Origin of the sequence: Desemzia sp. FAM 23989 (genome assembly GCF_045528345.1) — a bacterium.
GTDB lineage: Bacteria > Bacillota > Bacilli > Lactobacillales > Carnobacteriaceae > Desemzia.
This window is the reverse complement of sequence record NZ_JBGQQT010000001.1, coordinates 175,143-192,111: the sequence shown is the minus strand read 5'-3', so window position 1 is coordinate 192,111 and position 16,969 is coordinate 175,143. Positions and strand designations below refer to the sequence as shown.

Genomic DNA, 16,969 nt, shown 5'->3' with positions numbered 1-16,969 from the left:
TGGTTATAGCTCATATTATTGTTCTTTTTTCTTGGTGGATTGTGCAGTAGGCGGACTTTAGCTCATATTATTGCTCTTTTTCTCTGATGGATTGTGAAGTAGACAATGTATAGCTTATATTATTATTCGTTTTTATTAGTCTATTGTGAGGTAAACAGGCTTTAACTCGTATTATCACTCGTTTTTTTCTGGTGAATTGTAAGCTAGAGAGGCTCTACCTTACAATTCTGGTTATTTTTTCATTCGTATTATTAGCTAGATGCCTTACAGTGCGAAAAAAGCACCTCACTATGAATTTTCTTCATAGTGAGGTGCTTTTAGAATGCTCGATGAGCTCGATCTCTTAGACGCGTTGCGCAAGGCAGACTTTCTATGGTTTCATTTATCCTTTTTGATGGTAAAGAACACCATCTAAAAGGATAAAGTGAAACCTACGAAAGCCTAAACGCCTTGTTCCACGCTCTTATTTAGACGCGTTGCGTAAGCCAGCTCTCTCTCCCAGTAGCCGAATGACAAATGTTAGGAAAAGCACCTAACTTTTAACATTCAGCTACTGTACAGAGAGCTAAACGGCTTACTTCACGCTCTTATTTTTTTAGTCGTTCTACGTCACGGGCGATCATGACTTCTTCGTCTGTTGGAATCAACAAGACTTTAACTTTTGAGTCGTCTGTTGAGATAATGCGTTCTTCGCCACGAACGTTGTTTCTTTCGTCGTCGATTTCAGCACCAAACCAGTTGATACCATCGATAAGGATTTTACGAGTTTCAACTGAGTTTTCACCGATACCAGCCGTAAAGATGATTGCGTCTACTCCATTCATCAATGCTACGTATTGGCCAATGTATTTTTGAACTCGGTTATAGAAAATGTCTAAAGCTAATTGCGCTCTGTCGTCTCCTGCTTCAGCAGCATCTTCCACATCACGCATGTCGCTTGATACACCTGATAAACCAAGTAATCCAGATTTTTTGTTAAAGATATTGATCATTTCGTTAATATCAGTAATACCTTCTTTTTCCATCAAGTATGGAATAATAGAAGCATCGATATCACCTGTACGAGTTCCCATTGTTACACCAGCTAAAGGAGTGAATCCCATAGATGTATCTACTGATTTTCCACCTTCAACAGCTGTAATAGAAGCACCATTACCTAAGTGGCAAGTGATCAATTTCAAGTCTTCTAGTGAACGTCCAAGCATATCTGCTGCACGTTCAGATACGTATTGATGAGAAGTACCATGTGCTCCATATTTACGAGCTGCATGTTTTTCATAGTATTCCATTGGTAAGCTGTACAAGTAGTTTACAGCTGGCATTGAAGTGTGGAAAGAAGTATCAAATACCGCTACACTTGTGATGTTTGGCAATAATTTTTTAAATGCTTTGATTCCTGTTGCGTTTGCAGTATTGTGTAAAGGAGCTAAATCAGCTAATTGTTCAATTTTTGCTAATACATCGTTGTCGATAAGAGCAGATTCTTTAAAGTCTTCTCCCCCAGCAACTACACGATGTCCAACACCTTCGATTTCATCGTAGCTTGCGATAACGTTTAATTCAATTAATTTATCCAATACTTTTTGGATAGCAATTTCATGGTTGTCGATGTCTTCTGTGATATTGTATTTTTCACCATTGTATTTTGTTGTAAAGATTGAATCTTTCAATCCGATTCTTTCAACGATCCCTGAAGCGATTTCTTTTTCTTCAGGCATTTCAAACAACGTAAATTTTAAACTTGAACTACCTGCATTAATTGCAATTGTTTTTGACATGTTTCTTCCCCTTTTCTTCTCTTACAAATTTTCTTTCTTCCAGCTATCCACTTCCTGCATAAATTTTAACATGGATTGTTGATTTTTCAAATCAGGAATGTTCCCAAGCAATACTTGTTTAGCTTGTTCTGCTTGGTCCCCATCTTTTTGAAGCAGTAAAATAGATTTTTGTGATTGTTCATTTGCAAATAATTCTTTTGGCAAATGCAACATACCTTGTAAATATCCTGATTTTTGAATAGCTTTCATCAAAGATGCTGCTTCTGGTGTTTCAAACAATAGTTTCGGTACAAGAAATAAACCAAATGCATTTGGTTTCAAATACTTCATACTTTGTTCAATCAGCAAATGATGGGCAAAGGAATGTCCTCCTTTTGCTGCCGATGTATAGGATTTCGCTCTTTCGTCAACTGGATAGTAGCCAATCGGTAAGTCACTCACCACTAAGTCTACCGGGTCTACTAATAGATCCTGAATAGCATCCTGATGGGTTAATTTAACGTTTTGTCTTTGGAGTCTTGTAGCCATAGCTGCTAAGTCAATGAGTAAATCATCATTTTCAATTCCTTCTGCTTGTACCTCAACATTGGCAGTCGCTAAAGCATTGTAAACTGTTGAAAGCAAATTGCCTGTACCAACAGTGGGATCTAGAATCCGCATTTTCGTCAAAGAAGTGTCTCGCACTTTTTCGATAAAATACACAAACATAAATCCGATAGCATCTGGTGTCATTTGATGATTCGCCTGCACTTTGTCCTCTTTCAATCCTTTTAAGATTGCTAATTGCAAACTTTTTCGGATGTCTTCAGGTTCCATGTCAGCTGTATTTGCACCTTGATAAATCTCTGTTAATTTATCTGCTGTTGCTGGATTTAAAATATTCTTCATTTCAGTAGGAATATTTTTTTCAATCAGATTGCTGCCTGATTCAGTCAGTGCTTCCAAGTATGAAAAATCAATTTCATTTCTTAACAATTGAACGGTACTATCTAATTGATTAAAAAGAGTTTCCATGTCTTTTTGAGACAAAAAAATCAACCTCTCTTCCTCATACCTGTCTTTTACGTAAGATAAAAATTAGTCATTTGAATTCAAGACTACTTTATCATTTTATCTAATCTGCACTATGTACACAAGATACAAAGCGACTTATTGCATAGAACTAGACTTAAAGTTCTTGATTTCATCAATAAGTATACCTTATTCCATACAATATTGCTCTTATTGAGGACATGGCAAGGCACTTAATTTTTCGGGGGATTCACTTTTTTCTTTTAGAAGGTGTTCTTTAACATCTAAAAATAACTAAAAAATAGGGGAGTGAACGATTGTCCACTCCCTTTTTTGGATCTTATTATTGAGCTACTGGGTATACAGAAACTTGTTTTTTGTCACGGCCTTTACGTTCGAAACGAACAACGCCGTCAACTTTAGCAAACAATGTGTCATCTCCGCCGATACCTACGTTAACTCCTGGGTAAATTTTAGTACCGCGTTGGCGGTATAAAATTGATCCACCTGAAACAGTTTGACCATCAGCACGTTTAGCTCCTAAACGTTTTGATTGTGAGTCACGACCGTTAGCAGTAGATCCGCCCCCTTTTTTGTGAGCGAAGAATTGTAGATTCATTTTCAACATTTGGAATGCACCTCCATCATGATTTAATCTTTAATTGAATGTATTTAGAGTATTCTTCTGCTATTCCATTTAAGGAAATAAGCAGACTCTCAAGCAACACTTGAGCTGTCTTCAACTGTTCTTCTGTTAAGTCTTGAATCAGTTCAACATATAAGTAGCCACCTTCGACCTCATCATTTTGCTCGATGATTGGAGCAACTCCAGTCAAGGTGATCAAGCTATTTGTAGTCCCAATCACTAACGCAGAAACAGCTGCACAAACGATGTCGCTGCCATAGGGTCCTGACTCCGCATGTCCCGTCACTTCAAAAGAAACGATATTTCCTTTGTCATTTCGTTTAATAGATGCTTGAATCAATATGGATCACCTCTTTATTATGCGTTGATAGCATTGATGACAACTTTTGTATATGGTTGACGATGACCTTGTTTACGGTGACTGTGTTTTTTAGGTTTGTATTTGAAAGTAGTAACTTTCTTTTGTTTACCATGTTTTTCAACAGTTCCTTCAACAGTTGCGCCTTCGATGAATGGAGTTCCCACTTTAGTGTCTTCTCCACCAACTAAGATTACTTCGTCAAAATTGATTGTTTCGCCAGCTTCAACGTTTAATTTTTCAACGTAGATTGCTTGTCCAACCTCAACTTTTACTTGTTTACCACCTGTTTTAATAATTGCGTACATTTATTCGCACCTCCTTATTAGACTTAGACTCGCCGTTGTGAGTGCCGTAATGGACTTACAAACTCATTTCCGTGCGGTTGTAGTTGTGGTGCTACACATTTACAACATTAACATCATACCAAAAACAAAAGAACCCGTCAACGTATTTTTCTCATTGACAAGTTCTTTTTATGTTTGATCAAATAAAGGCATCAGATGAAACGGAACGAGTTCCGTATTGATCGGCAAAAGCCGTATCATGAGTAACGATTAAGATACCCGTTCCACTTGCGGCGATTTCTTGGATCATTTTTCCAACTCCGTCAGCAGTGTCTCGATCAAGAGCTGATGTTGGCTCGTCAAAGCACAAGATCTGCGGATTCAACATCATGGCACGTGCGATAGCAACCCGTTGTTGTTGTCCACCAGATAAAGTTCCAGGATACACATCTTTTTTATTTAAAATAGCCATTTGATTTAACAAAAGTTCTGCTTTTTTTATGGCTTCTTCTTTGGACAATAATTTCTGAGCTAGAGGAGCTTCAATACAATTTTCTAAGATCGTCAAATTAGGAAACAATTGATAATCCTGAAATACCATTCCGATTTGGTTGTTGTACACCATACGTTCTTTTTTTGGCACATAATCAGCTTTTCCATCAGTTTCGCGGCATAAGTAGGCATCATTAATAGCAATCGTCCCATTATCCGCTTTTTCCAGCTGATTCAACAGTCTCATGAACGTCGTTTTCCCAGTACCAGATTTCCCTATAAGATTCACTATTTCTCCTGTATCAATTGTAAAATCAAAATCTTTAATGATATTTACACCATTGAATTGTTTTGAAACATTCATTGCTTTCAATCCCATGTTTAACCTTCTCCTTTAGTAATCTGATTTCTTCTCAATAACATTTAAGAGCAACGTAATGATTCCCGTCACCACTAAATAAACGATTCCCACTGCTGCATATGGAATCAAAGAAGCATACGTGTTAGCAGCAATTTGACCGGCTCTTAATAATTCGCCTAATCCTAAAATATAAATCAATGAAGTATCTTTTACTAGAGAGATAACTTCATTTCCCACAGAAGGCAGCACTACCCGCATTACTTGCGGAATAATGATTTTTTTAAAGCCGTTTATTCTGCCGATTCCTAAAACTTTGATCGCTTCAAATTGACCATTTGGAACAGAAAGAATTCCGCCTCGAAAAATTTCAGCGTAATAAGCAGTATAATTAATAATAAATGTAAAAACAGCTGCTGGAAAACGTTCAAACGTGATCCCTATAAATGGCAGTCCAAAAAAGACAACCATCAATTGCAATAGAAGCGGTGTTCCACGCATCACATAAATGTAGACTTGAATGATCCAAGAGATCCATTTAGGTGCATATACTCTAATGCAGGCAATCAAAAATCCCAAAGGAATTGTCACAATCACGATAATAAAAAATAATAATAAGGTTGTCTGTAGTCCATCTAACAGACTGGGGGTTATCTCAGCAATCAAATCCATTTCTCACTCATCCTTTATTTAACTTAATTTATTCAGCAATCCATCTGCCTTTGATTTCTTGCAATATTCCATCTTCTTCCATCTCAGCTAGTACAGCATTCAGTTTATCGCGAAACTCTGTATCCGATTTTCTCAACCCTACTGCACTGTCTTCATAGCCGAAACCTTCTTCTAAAATGCGGTACTTCTCTTCCTCTTTTTGCTTCATGTAATAACGAGCATACGTTTCGCTGACTGCGATAGCTTCACTGCGTCCACTCTCCAAGTCATTGAAGACATCGTTGTACGAAGGGTATTGTACGATATCCCCGTCCGCAAATGTGTCCACGATGCCGGTCTCATGATTTTTCAATAAGTCAACCGTGCTGGAAGACTGTTGCGAGGCGACAATCTTCCCTGCCAAATCGTCCCAATTTTCAATTAAGCTGTCAGCCAGTACAACAAATACTTGTCCGCTGCTGTGATAAGGAGTACTGAAAGCTACCTTCTCTTCTCTTTCTTTAGTCATAGAATATCCGTTCCAGATAGCATCAATTTTCCCTGAATTCAATTCTGTTTCTTTCATTGCCCAATCAATGGGTTGAAATTCAATTTCTACATCCAAGCGATCTACGGCTTCTTTTGCGAGATCAACATCTAAACCAACTAAGCGCCCTTCATTATCCCTAAATCCCATTGGTACAAAAGTATCATCTAATCCTACAACAAAAGTGTCTCCTGGTTCACCTATAAAGATTTCTTCATTGTCCGCAGCAGTTGTATTTGCATTCCCACAAGCCATTAGAAGCAACGGAAACAGCAGTACACTGCCCATCGTTTTTATTTTTTTCAGTTTCATTTTGACACCCCCTAAAATGATTACTTAAAAATCATCAGCTGCTTTTTTTTATTCCGCAAACCATTTGGCATAGATCTCATCAAACGTGCCGTCTGCTCTCATTTCCTCTAAAGCCCCGTTTACAGCTTCCGTCAATTGGTCATCAACCTTACGGAAACCGACTGCATATTCTTCTTCACCGAAGTTTTCTTCCAGCACACGGTAAGCCATATCCTCATTTTGTTTCATATAGTACCGACCAAGTGTTTCATCTACTACGATAGCATCGCTTCGGCCTGAACCCAGATCATTAAAGACATCATTGTTTGAAGGGTATACGACAATTTCTTGGTTGGCAAATTGATCAACTATATTTGAAGGATCCGCATTGATCGCATCCACAGCACTTGACGATTGTTGTGCAGCAACTACTTTCCCACTTAAATCAGCTATCGTTTGGATGGGACTATCTTCCAATACGATCACGATTTGGCTATTTTCTAGATAGGGTGTACTGAAGTCCACTTGCTCTTGACGCTCTTCTGTAATCGTATAGCCGTTCCAAATAGCATCAATGTTCCCATTATTCAATTCTGTTTCTTTCAAAGCCCAATCAATGGGTTGAAATTCTACATCTAAGCCCAATCTATCTCCCACTTCATTTGCCAAGTCAATATCAAAACCGACAACTTCACCATTACTGTCTCGAAAGCCCATTGGAGCAAAAGTATCATCCAATCCTACAGTAATTTTCCCCTCTTCAACAATTTGTTCATATGAATCTGTCTCTGTATTATTTGAACCGCACCCTGCTAAAACTAACGTCATTGCGCCAACAAAAGATGTAATAATTTTTTTATACATTCCTATTCTCTCCCTTTTTTAAAATGATTCATTTTTAAAGCTGCAGTCCTTAAAAACAAAAAAACGTCCTTTGAATTCCGAAATTCGAAATTCAAAGGACGATGATGATCATTATCGTGGTTCCACCTTTATTTGCAAGTTCTTCACAGAAACTTGCCTCATCACGTTCAAAACTACTAAACGCTAGTACTGTAACGGGTACTCCCGAGTCAACTTACTTCTATACTTTCAGCTGCCAGCTTAAAGGTGTGTGTTCAAAATTTCATCTTAGCTGCTTTCACCATCCGCAACCTCTCTTGAAAGATTCCATTTCTACTTTTCCTCATCCATGCTTTTTTAATGGATATTTAATTTAAATGTACTATAGCACAATTATTTCTTTTTGCCAAATATTTTTTGCCAAAAAGTTGGTTTTTCTGATTTCAGTGACATTAAAGGTACCGTCTCACCCAATATTCTGCGGGCAATATTCCGATATCCTTGAGAAGCCGCATTTTTCGGATTCAATACAATAGGGTCTCCATTGTTGGATGAACGGACAACATCATCATCATCAAATATGATCCCTAACAAATCAATAGACAAATGACGTGTAATCTCATCTACATCCATGACTTCTCCATCTTGCATCATTCGTTTGCGAATACGGTTGATGATCAATTTAGGATCAGAAATTTCTGTTTGTTCCAACAATCCAATAATTCTATCTGCATCTCGAATAGCCGAGATCTCTGGAGTTGTTACAATGAACGCTTGATCTGCAGCAGCAATAGAGTTTTTAAATCCTTGTTCGATACCTGCAGGACAATCAATCAGAATATAGTCATAATCACCGCGCAACTCTTCCACAATATTGATCATTTGTTGTTCATTGATGGAGTTTTTATCTGCATTTTGTGCAGCTGGAAGCAAGTACAAGTTATCGTTAAAACGTTTGTCTTTGATCAATGCTTGATGCAATTTTGCACGTTCTTCCACTACATCCACAATATCATAGATAATGCGGTTTTCTAGACCTAGAATCACATCTAAGTTCCGCAAACCGATATCCATATCGATCAAACACACTTTTTTCCCTTGCAGTGCCAATGCTGTTCCTAAATTAGCCGTTGAAGTTGTTTTTCCAACCCCACCTTTACCAGATGTAATGACAATAGCTGTACTCATTCAAATAATCCTCCTGTCACTTTATCAATAGATGGCTGTATCTTCTTTAAGCGATCCAACGTTTCAAAAGATAAGATATGTAAATCATTTATATACGCCACTTCTACCTTGCTTTTTCTGCTTTCTTCCTCTTCATTTTCAATAACTTCAACATTATCGGCAATACGGATTTGCGCTTTAGTGAGGAAATCAGCCACAATAACTGCTGAAGTATCGCCGTCAATACCCGCATGAGCTACTCCATGAAGTTCTCCCATAATAAAGATACTGCCCTTAGCTCGGATACTGCCTCCCGGATGAACTTTCCCAATCAATAAAATATCTCCAGGAGCTTCTAAAATTTGTCCGCTTCTTACGGTTTGAACTTTCATTTCTAAACTGACTTTTTTTTGCCATTCAATGGCACGTTCGTAAGTCAATACAGTTGCGTCAAAAGATTTGATGGAGAAATGACTTTTTTCTTCAATTTTTTTGGTCAACAATTCCTTTTGTTCATCGTTCAATAAACGATATCCCGAATGAATCTCTAAATGAATGTCTTTACGCGTTTCACCAGATAGCTTACGCTCTGCTCTCAAATGATCTAACAACTCATCCAATTCATTAGTCAATTCTTCAAAAGAAGCCGCATCATTCAAATTTAACAAAAAGCCTTCCTTAATTCCCTTTAATGTTACATTTTGTTTCATTAAACCCTTCCCCCAATCTCAAAAGACTTACGAACAAATTTTTTAATCCTGCACAATGGTTGCAGCCGTTTTTTTTAGTGGATAGTAAAGTACCAACAAGAACATACTGTTTAACAACAGTGTTGGTCCCAACCGATTTGCTAAAAATGTTGCAATATCGATTGTGGTCAGATCAATAACCGAGTAGAAGCCAAACAACAAGGTTTCTACCAGGCTAATGTGAATAATTACTATCATAACCAACACCAATAAATTAGGGTTTAATATTTTCCGCATTTTATCGCTTAAATAAATGATGATCGGAAATAGAGACGTGTACAACCCTAGAATCCCTACATAATAACTATCGTATAGTAAACCAAAGAGAATACCAAAAAGAATCATGTACTTCCGATCCACATAAAAAGAAAACAATACAATGCAGATAATAATCAATCTGGGAACCATATCGCTGGTTGCGGTGTAGAGTCGAGTTGAAAAGATCGATGCAATGATACCATCAAACAACAGAGCTATCAAAAAAGTCACTGGGACAAATAGATTGATTCTTGCTTTTTTGGTCATTCTCTATTCCCCACTTCCAGATGCTCTTTGAATAATGGTCACAAAACGAATATCATTCATGTCTGCTGCTGGAGTAATATAGGCTTCCATCGCTAATCCATGAGAGTCTAATCGTATTTCATCTACCGTACCGATCAATAAAGAACTTGGTGAAAGACCTCCCAATCCTGAAGTCATGACTTGGTCTCCTTCTTTCAAAGTAGCATCCGTAATGATTTGGTTCAGGATCAGACGATTTGTTTCTGCTTCATAGCCGCTGATGATTCCATGTACTGCTCCGTTATCTGTCAGTACTTGTGCAGAAACTCGTCCTGTATTTTGGTGGGAAGTTGTCACCAATTGAACTTTGGAACTGGTAGGACTAACTTCTACAATTCGTCCAATGTAACCATTTCCGCCCATAACCGACATATCTACTTCTACTCCATGCTGACTTCCTCTATCAATCACTAACTGATCGACCCAGTTATCTGGATTTCGACCGATCACTGCACCATTGATACTATTGTAATCAGACAATGTTTCCGTTAATCCCAATTGTTCTTGCATTTTGTCGTTGTCTTGTTGTAATGCAGCAATTTCTGCTTCTGTTTCATACAATCCATCCATTTTGGACTTCAATAATTTATTTTCTTCATACGTGTCAAGCAATCCTTCTACAGAGTCAATGATACTGACTACTCCATTAGCAGGTTTACTGATGACTCGACTGATTAGTGCTGTTACATCATTAGTAAATCGCTGAACTATAGGAACATTTCCACTGCCCGTAATGGAAACTGCAATAAGCCCAAGAACAACAATTACACTAACTAATAAAATAATAAGTTTTTTGTTTGAAAAAAACTGGTTCAAAGTACCACCTCGTTGATTTTTGCAGGCTGTGTATATTTTACCATAGGTTGCTCAAAATAAGCAGACTGTTTTCGATTTTATTTCAAATTCCTTTTTACTCAAACCCTCAAATTCCTTCACTCAAAAAGAGCGGGATGGATAATCCATACCCGCTTGATAATGGTCAGTTTTATTTAAGGCCGCGTTTTTGGTAAATGTCCATGTGTTTCAAAGCTTCTCCTGTACCGTTAGCCACACAATCCAAAGGTTCATTTGCAACAAATACCGGTACATCTGTTTCATGAGCGATCACATCGCTGATGTTTTTAAGTAACGCCCCGCCACCAGTTAAGACAATTCCATGATCGATAACATCTGCAGATATTTCCGGCGATGTTTCTTCCAAGGTTTCACGAACCGCTATGACGATTCCTTCAACAACTTCTTGAATAGCCTCAGCTACATCAACTGCCGTTATTTCAATAGTTTGCGGTAAACCAGTAAGTAAATCTCTACCTCTAATGTCCATCGTGCCATATTCAGCTGCTTTTTCAACCGATGCACACCCAATTTCCATTTTGATTTGTTCAGCGGTTCTTTCACCGATCAGCAAGTTGTGTTTTTTACGTATGTGGTGGATGATCACTTCATCCATTCGGTCTCCAGCTAAACGAATCGTTCTGCTGCTGACAATACCGCCTAAAGAGATGGTTGCCACGTCCGTTGTTCCACCACCAATATCCACTACCATGCTACCTGTAGGATCCATTACCGGTAATCCAGCTCCAATTGCTGCTGCAAATGGTTCTTCAATGATATAAGCATCCTTAGCTCCAGCTAAGCGAGTAGCGTCGATAACCGCTCTTTTTTCAACTTCTGTTACACTGCTGGGCACACAAACTACCACAAAAGGTTTAGAAGTACGTTTACCCACCGCTTTTTTAATGTAATATTTCATCATTTCAGCCGTGATATCAAAATCCGCAATAACTCCATTTTTCATTGGACGAATCGCAATGATCGAACCTGGTGTTCTACCAATCATATTTCTGGCTTCTTCCCCGACCGTTACGATTTCTCCTGTGTTTATATCTTTAGCAACAACAGAAGGTTCTCTTAAAACGATCCCTTTACCTTCAACGAATACATTCGTATTGGCTGTTCCTAAATCGATTCCCATGTTTTTATTTCCAAAATTAAGCACATATTTCATCCTCTCAGTTGTCTAGCCTATACAGGCTTTGCTTCTTCAACCCAATTTTTTTGAGAAAAGAACCAGTAGACTTTTCACAATAGCATTACTGCATTTTACTGTATTTTTTCACTTTTACTATCATACTTTAATTTCAATCACTTCGCATCAATAATCGTTGTTTTTAATACAAATTTAAGTAGAACTCAACATTCTAGTAATCTTTGCAATTGAGTTTTTTTAATAGCAAGCATGCTTAGTATACATTTTTCTGCGAGGAATATAAAGGCATTCAACTATTTCACCGGTTATTATAAAGAAAAACGACAAATTTTGTTTCTAATTTAAACAACAGAAATGACATTTTCCGATTCTGCATGTTCTCATTACTTGCGGATCATCAAAGCCGGGTCCAGCCATTGATCCAGTTCTTCTTCAGAAGCGAGTTCCAACTGTAGAGCGCCTTCACGGATAGATAATCTGTGCGCATATGCGTATTTTGCAATTTGTGCACTCTTTTCATAACCGACGTGAGGAGAAAGAGCCGTTACGATCATCAACGAATCTTTTAAATAGCTGTCCATCTGTTGCTCATTCGCTTCCATACCAGACAGACAATGGATCCTGAATGACCGCATCCCCTCTGTCAGCAATTGAACACTTTTCAGCATATTAAACAAAATAACCGGCTTGAAGACATTCAATTGAAGATTCCCTTGGCTGGCAGCAAATTGAATCGTTGCATCATTTCCTATGATTTGAGCTACGATCATCGTTAATGCTTCCGCCTGAGTAGGATTTACTTTTCCAGGCATGATAGAGCTGCCTGGTTCATTAGCTGGAATCCTAACTTCTCCCAAACCACCTCTTGGACCACTTGCCAGCCATCTGACATCATTAGCGATTTTCATCAAATCAACTGCTAAACTTCGAAGCGCGCCATGAGAATAAGTCAAATTGCTGTGACTAGACAGACCATAAAATTTGTTTTCTTCAACTTCAAAGGTAAATGGCAACGATCGATTTAATTCCGCTACTATTTTTTGATCAAAGTCATCTGGAGCATTTAAACCAGTACCCACAGCGGTACCTCCAATGGGCAATTTTTTCAACGCCTCACTGCTTTCAGTAATGAAATAAGTATTCTTCTCCAACATCGTCCGCCATCCGCTTATTTCCTGTCCAAATGTCATCGGAACGGCGTCTTGCAAATGAGTACGACCGATCTTAATCAGTGATTGATACTGCTGTTCTTTCTCTTTGAGTACAGTGATCCATTCTCTGCATTCCATAAGCAATGCAGTCTGGATCGATTGATAAATCGTCATTTGCATCGCAGTTGGAAAAACATCATTCGAGCTTTGTGAAGCATTGACATGATCATTTGGATGCAATTTAGGCAGGTCTTTCGACTGATTGGCAATAGCTGCAATAACTTCGTTCACATTCATATTGGTTTGCGTACCGCTTCCCGTTTGCCAAATTTTCAATGGAAATTGCTCATCGAATTTTCCGTCCAATATCTGATCACAAGCTTCGACTATTCGATTTCTTTCTTCCTCAGATAACAATTGCTCCTTATGATTGATTGTTGCGGCAGCTTTTTTGATGCTGACCAGTGAATAAATAAATTCGAGCGGCATTTTTTCAGACCCAATAGCGAAGTTTTCTAAACTCCGTTGCGTTTGGGCTCCCCATAAATTTTCTGTTTTGACTTGAACTGTACCTAGCGCATCTTTTTCTTGCCGATATCCTTGCATATCACTTTTCCTCTCTAAAATGCCATTTTTCTCTCCTATTTAAATGATCCCATCAGTTATTCGCTAAGTTATGTGAATACCATTAAATTTCCACTCTGACTTAGACCCGACGAATAATCATTTATTCCACTAATAGTATATGATAATTTAACGTAAAAAAATATTTAGCAGTAAAAAAAGACAAAAAAGAACAGCCTAGTTATAAACTAGGCTGTTCTGAGCTAACTTTTAATTTTTTAGTTAAATTAAATTTTGTTAACGTTAGCAGCTTGAGGTCCACGGTTTCCTTCTTCTACGTCAAAAGAAACTGCTTGTCCTTCTTCTAAAGTTTTGAATCCGTCTCCTTGGATAGCTGAGAAGTGTACGAATACATCGTCTGCGCCTTCGCGTTCGATAAATCCAAATCCTTTTTCTGCGTTAAACCATTTTACTGTACCTTGTTCCATGAAAAATTCCTCCTCGTGCTTGAAAGCACATTATAATTCACATTGTTGCTGACGGTACGATTCGGAATGTTTTGAAACAATTCTTTTTTCCACCTAACAAAATGCTAAACAAAGTATAACACGATAAAAAAAACTTAGCAAGCTATATTACAAAGTTTATTTATTTATTTCTGGATAATCTTAAATACCATTGCTGCGACTCACTTTTCTTTAAATGATACCGATTTCTTTTAAACTTACGTATCTGTTTTGACCAATGATCAAATGGTCCAACAATTCTACTCCCATCAACTCGCCACATTCTGCTACACGTCTAGTAAATGAAATATCTGCCTCAGAAGGATCTGGACAGCCTGATGGGTGATTGTGTACAATCGCTAATCGAGCAGCTGAATAACGAACGGCACCTTTGAATATTTCTCTCGGATGCGCGACAGATGAATTTAATCCTCCTTTAAAAATAGTTTCTTTTTTAATGATTTCATTCTTAGTGTTCAAGTACAACACAATAACGTGTTCTTGCTGTAAATCACTCATCTCAGCCAACATCATCTCACCTACTTGGCGGCTGGAAGTAATTTGTCCGGTTTTCAGTTGTGGGGCTTGTGCGATCCGCGTCCCTAATTCAATTGCTGCTTTCAATTCAACAGCTTTTGTTTTTCCAATACCCGATACCAACATTAATTCTTCCAACGACACTGTTTTTAAATAATACAGATCATCAAATGCATTGAGCAGTTGCAGAGCAACGGAAACGACATTGGTTCCTTTTATTCCCGTTCGCAGTAAAATAGCCAAAAGCTCATGGTTGGCTAAAGCTTTTTCACCGTATTGTTGCAATCTTTCTCTCGGTCTTGATTCTATTGGCATTTCAGCTAGTAAGTTCATTCCTTTTGTAGACATAAAAAAACCTCCTTTGCAGATAATATAAGTAAAAAAGAGGTTATTTAGTTATTTAATTGTCTAAAATCCAATTTCTTTGAAGAAACTGTTTGACTTCTCTTAAATCATTCTGTATAGCAACTGTTTTTTCTCTGGCTTCTTCATTCGGCTCAAACAAATCCGGAACCATAACGACCGAAATTCCTGCATCATAAGCCGCACGGATACCATTTAAAGAATCTTCCAAAATAACGGTCTCTTCTTTTTCTCCCTCAAACAGCCCCCAAGCTTTTTCAAATATTTCTGGATCCGGCTTAGCAAATTCAACTTGATCACCAGAAACAACTTCGTCAAAATAATGTGCTACGCCTGCGTGATCCAAACACATTTGAACCATGGAGCGAATACTGCTGGAAGCTACCACTTTGCCGATTCCGCGTTCATGAAGGAAGTCTAACAATTCAACTAAGCCAGGCTTTACTAAAATACCAGCTGATTCGATTTGCTCAAACAAATATGTTCGGCTGTTTGCGATAAACGCATCCACCTTTTGGTCATCTTTAAAATCACGGTACATACTCGCAAAAAACTCTTCATCTGATATTCCGATGTATTTGGCGTAATATTCATAAGTAAATGGCAAGCCTAAGTCATCGGCTGCTTTTTGATTTGCCTGGTAATACATCGTTTCTGTATCAAACATCAGCCCATCCATATCAAAAATCACGGTTTTTAGTTTATTCATCACTCTATCCCCCTTATTCCTCTTCATCCGTATTTAACAAGTTCCTTCTCACTTCTGAGATAAAGTACAGTGACCCAGTGATCAATAGGATACTGCCTTCATCCCTATTTTCCAGCTCATTTAGCAAGGCTTCCTGCCATTGTGCATAATAGTTCACTCCAGATTGAGTATATGGGTGCAGCTCTTCTCTGGAGGCTGCTTTTTCGAAATCAAAAGACGTCAAGGTGAGTTGAACATTTGACAATTCCTGAATCAAATCCACCATTTTTTGGATATCTTTGTTTTTTAAGGCTGCAAATATCACATGCACTTCTTGTTGAGTAAAGTCGTTCTGAATCGTTTCTACTAGTCGTTCAATTCCCGGTTCATTGTGTGCACCATCCAATATGATAACCGGATCATCACTGATTTTTTCCATTCTCCCAGGCCAAAAAGCTTTTTTCAACCCTCTTAATAAAGCCTCGTGATTTAATGTCAACTGCGTTCTCTCAGCGTAAATCTCCACCGCTTGGATAGCTGTCGCAGCATTTTCTACTTGATGTTTACCCAGCATAGATAATTGGATCGTTCTTAAGCGCATCAACTCATCTTCATAACTGAATTGTTCTCCCCAAGTAGGTAAAGTATGCCAATCTGAAATGGCAAAATCTTTTTGATAGGCGTACAATTTGCTGTCGCAGTCAGTAGCTACTTTTTCAATTTCCTTCATCGCTTCTGGAGGGATATTTCCTGTCACAACTGGAACAGCTGGTTTAATGATCCCAGCTTTTTGTTGGGCAATTTCCGGCACTGTGTCTCCTAAAATAGCCATATGATCCATTCCAATAGTGGTAATCACGGATACTTCAGGCAAAACGACATTCGTCGAATCGTATAATCCGCCTAAACCAACTTCAATTACTGCAACGTCCACATGACCCTCCCCAAAATAAGAAAACATCATCGTTGTGATGACTTCAAACTCACTTGGTCCGCCAAGATCAGTCTCTTCTAAAGCTCCCGCTAAAGGGTACACTATATTGGCTAAACGCAGAATCTCTTCATCAGCTATCGGTTCACCGTTTACACTGATGCGTTCATTAAACACTTCGATAAACGGCGAAGTGAACGTTCCGACGACCAACCCCTGTTCTTCCAGCATACTGCGAATAAAAGTGACCGTTGATCCCTTTCCATTTGTTCCTGCTACATGGATAGCCGGGACTTTTTTATCTGGGCGGCCTAACCGTTCCAACATCCATTCCATTCGTTTTAAACCGGGTTTCTTACCAAATACTCGAATGCCGTGAATCCATTCAAGTGCTTCTTCATATGTGTTCCACATGTCTTTTCCACCGTTCTGCATTAAACTATTGTCTTTTCCATTATAGATGATTTGCTCTCGATTTGCAGTAGAAAAAGCTGTGC

General features: G+C 38.3%; 19 protein-coding genes and 2 other annotated features. All 19 genes read right to left on the bottom strand.

Going from position 1 to position 16,969, the window contains the following annotated elements:
* Positions 1-587 precede the first annotated feature (587 nt).
* Positions 588-1,778, bottom strand: coding sequence for an acetate/propionate family kinase (locus ACEN36_RS00895; protein ID WP_407095485.1), 1,191 nt, complete (start codon positions 1,776-1,778; stop codon positions 588-590).
* Between the two features lie 21 nt (positions 1,779-1,799).
* Positions 1,800-2,807, bottom strand: coding sequence for a class I SAM-dependent methyltransferase (locus ACEN36_RS00890; protein WP_407125774.1), 1,008 nt, complete (start codon positions 2,805-2,807; stop codon positions 1,800-1,802).
* Positions 2,808-3,132: 325 nt separating this feature from the next.
* A complete protein-coding gene (rpmA, locus tag ACEN36_RS00885) occupies positions 3,133-3,417 on the bottom strand; it encodes a 50S ribosomal protein L27 (RefSeq protein WP_407095487.1) in 285 nt (94 codons plus the stop codon).
* A 16-nt stretch (positions 3,418-3,433) separates the two neighbouring features.
* A complete protein-coding gene (locus ACEN36_RS00880; RefSeq protein ID WP_407095488.1) occupies positions 3,434-3,775 on the bottom strand; it encodes a ribosomal-processing cysteine protease Prp in 342 nt (113 codons plus the stop codon).
* Positions 3,776-3,792: 17 nt separating this feature from the next.
* A complete protein-coding gene (rplU, locus tag ACEN36_RS00875) occupies positions 3,793-4,101 on the bottom strand; it encodes a 50S ribosomal protein L21 (RefSeq protein WP_204210639.1) in 309 nt (102 codons plus the stop codon).
* Positions 4,102-4,116: 15 nt separating this feature from the next.
* Positions 4,117-4,190: a sequence feature (ribosomal protein L21 leader region), on the bottom strand.
* Between the two features lie 89 nt (positions 4,191-4,279).
* Positions 4,280-4,951 (bottom strand): amino acid ABC transporter ATP-binding protein, encoded by a 672-nt coding sequence (locus ACEN36_RS00870; RefSeq protein WP_407095489.1) that lies wholly within the window; start codon positions 4,949-4,951, stop codon positions 4,280-4,282.
* Positions 4,952-4,966: 15 nt separating this feature from the next.
* Positions 4,967-5,602 (bottom strand): amino acid ABC transporter permease, encoded by a 636-nt coding sequence (locus ACEN36_RS00865; RefSeq protein ID WP_407095490.1) that lies wholly within the window; start codon positions 5,600-5,602, stop codon positions 4,967-4,969.
* A gap of 28 nt (positions 5,603-5,630) precedes the next feature.
* Positions 5,631-6,440, bottom strand: a complete 810-nt coding sequence (locus tag ACEN36_RS00860) for an amino acid ABC transporter substrate-binding protein (RefSeq protein ID WP_407125773.1) — start codon at positions 6,438-6,440, stop codon at positions 5,631-5,633.
* Positions 6,441-6,488: 48 nt separating this feature from the next.
* Entirely contained in the window at positions 6,489-7,283 is a 795-nt protein-coding gene (locus ACEN36_RS00855; protein WP_407102975.1) for an amino acid ABC transporter substrate-binding protein, read from the bottom strand.
* Positions 7,284-7,374: 91 nt separating this feature from the next.
* Positions 7,375-7,621, bottom strand: a binding site (T-box leader).
* A gap of 34 nt (positions 7,622-7,655) precedes the next feature.
* Complete coding sequence (minD, locus tag ACEN36_RS00850; RefSeq protein ID WP_407102976.1) at positions 7,656-8,450, bottom strand: septum site-determining protein MinD; 795 nt, start codon at positions 8,448-8,450, stop codon at positions 7,656-7,658.
* Entirely contained in the window at positions 8,447-9,139 is a 693-nt protein-coding gene (locus ACEN36_RS00845; RefSeq protein WP_407102977.1) for a septum site-determining protein MinC, read from the bottom strand. Before ACEN36_RS00845 ends, minD begins: the two co-directional genes overlap by 4 nt.
* 42 nt (positions 9,140-9,181) lie before the next feature.
* Complete coding sequence (mreD, locus tag ACEN36_RS00840; RefSeq protein WP_407095495.1) at positions 9,182-9,703, bottom strand: rod shape-determining protein MreD; 522 nt, start codon at positions 9,701-9,703, stop codon at positions 9,182-9,184.
* Positions 9,704-9,706: 3 nt separating this feature from the next.
* Complete coding sequence (gene mreC / locus ACEN36_RS00835; protein ID WP_407102978.1) at positions 9,707-10,558, bottom strand: rod shape-determining protein MreC; 852 nt, start codon at positions 10,556-10,558, stop codon at positions 9,707-9,709.
* 169 nt (positions 10,559-10,727) lie between these two features.
* Complete coding sequence (locus ACEN36_RS00830) at positions 10,728-11,741, bottom strand: rod shape-determining protein (protein WP_407095497.1); 1,014 nt, start codon at positions 11,739-11,741, stop codon at positions 10,728-10,730.
* Between the two features lie 374 nt (positions 11,742-12,115).
* On the bottom strand, positions 12,116-13,489 hold the full coding sequence (locus tag ACEN36_RS00825; RefSeq protein ID WP_407125772.1) for a class II fumarate hydratase: 1,374 nt from the start codon (positions 13,487-13,489) through the stop codon (positions 12,116-12,118).
* 245 nt (positions 13,490-13,734) lie between these two features.
* Positions 13,735-13,935, bottom strand: a complete 201-nt coding sequence (locus tag ACEN36_RS00820; RefSeq protein ID WP_204210628.1) for a cold-shock protein — start codon at positions 13,933-13,935, stop codon at positions 13,735-13,737.
* 210 nt (positions 13,936-14,145) lie between these two features.
* Positions 14,146-14,838 (bottom strand): DNA repair protein RadC, encoded by a 693-nt coding sequence (gene radC, locus ACEN36_RS00815; RefSeq protein ID WP_407095499.1) that lies wholly within the window; start codon positions 14,836-14,838, stop codon positions 14,146-14,148.
* A 52-nt stretch (positions 14,839-14,890) separates the two neighbouring features.
* On the bottom strand, positions 14,891-15,562 hold the full coding sequence (locus ACEN36_RS00810) for an HAD family hydrolase (protein ID WP_407095500.1): 672 nt from the start codon (positions 15,560-15,562) through the stop codon (positions 14,891-14,893).
* Between the two features lie 13 nt (positions 15,563-15,575).
* Complete coding sequence (locus tag ACEN36_RS00805; protein WP_407095501.1) at positions 15,576-16,886, bottom strand: bifunctional folylpolyglutamate synthase/dihydrofolate synthase; 1,311 nt, start codon at positions 16,884-16,886, stop codon at positions 15,576-15,578.
* Positions 16,887-16,969 lie beyond the last annotated feature (83 nt).

Coding starts and splice junctions, on each gene's coding strand:
- ACEN36_RS00805 (WP_407095501.1), bottom strand. CDS start 16,886: ATGTGGAACACATATGAAGAAGCACTTGAATGGATTCACGGCATTCGA.
- ACEN36_RS00870 (WP_407095489.1), bottom strand. CDS start 4,951: ATGGGATTGAAAGCAATGAATGTTTCAAAACAATTCAATGGTGTAAAT.
- radC (WP_407095499.1), bottom strand. CDS start 14,838: ATGTCTACAAAAGGAATGAACTTACTAGCTGAAATGCCAATAGAATCA.
- rplU (WP_204210639.1), bottom strand. CDS start 4,101: ATGTACGCAATTATTAAAACAGGTGGTAAACAAGTAAAAGTTGAGGTT.
- rpmA (WP_407095487.1), bottom strand. CDS start 3,417: ATGTTGAAAATGAATCTACAATTCTTCGCTCACAAAAAAGGGGGCGGA.
- ACEN36_RS00855 (WP_407102975.1), bottom strand. CDS start 7,283: ATGTATAAAAAAATTATTACATCTTTTGTTGGCGCAATGACGTTAGTT.
- ACEN36_RS00895 (WP_407095485.1), bottom strand. CDS start 1,778: ATGTCAAAAACAATTGCAATTAATGCAGGTAGTTCAAGTTTAAAATTT.
- ACEN36_RS00820 (WP_204210628.1), bottom strand. CDS start 13,935: ATGGAACAAGGTACAGTAAAATGGTTTAACGCAGAAAAAGGATTTGGA.
- ACEN36_RS00845 (WP_407102977.1), bottom strand. CDS start 9,139: ATGAAACAAAATGTAACATTAAAGGGAATTAAGGAAGGCTTTTTGTTA.
- ACEN36_RS00865 (WP_407095490.1), bottom strand. CDS start 5,602: ATGGATTTGATTGCTGAGATAACCCCCAGTCTGTTAGATGGACTACAG.
- minD (WP_407102976.1), bottom strand. CDS start 8,450: ATGAGTACAGCTATTGTCATTACATCTGGTAAAGGTGGGGTTGGAAAA.
- mreD (WP_407095495.1), bottom strand. CDS start 9,703: ATGACCAAAAAAGCAAGAATCAATCTATTTGTCCCAGTGACTTTTTTG.
- ACEN36_RS00825 (WP_407125772.1), bottom strand. CDS start 13,489: ATGCAAGGATATCGGCAAGAAAAAGATGCGCTAGGTACAGTTCAAGTC.
- ACEN36_RS00860 (WP_407125773.1), bottom strand. CDS start 6,440: ATGAAACTGAAAAAAATAAAAACGATGGGCAGTGTACTGCTGTTTCCG.
- ACEN36_RS00810 (WP_407095500.1), bottom strand. CDS start 15,562: ATGAATAAACTAAAAACCGTGATTTTTGATATGGATGGGCTGATGTTT.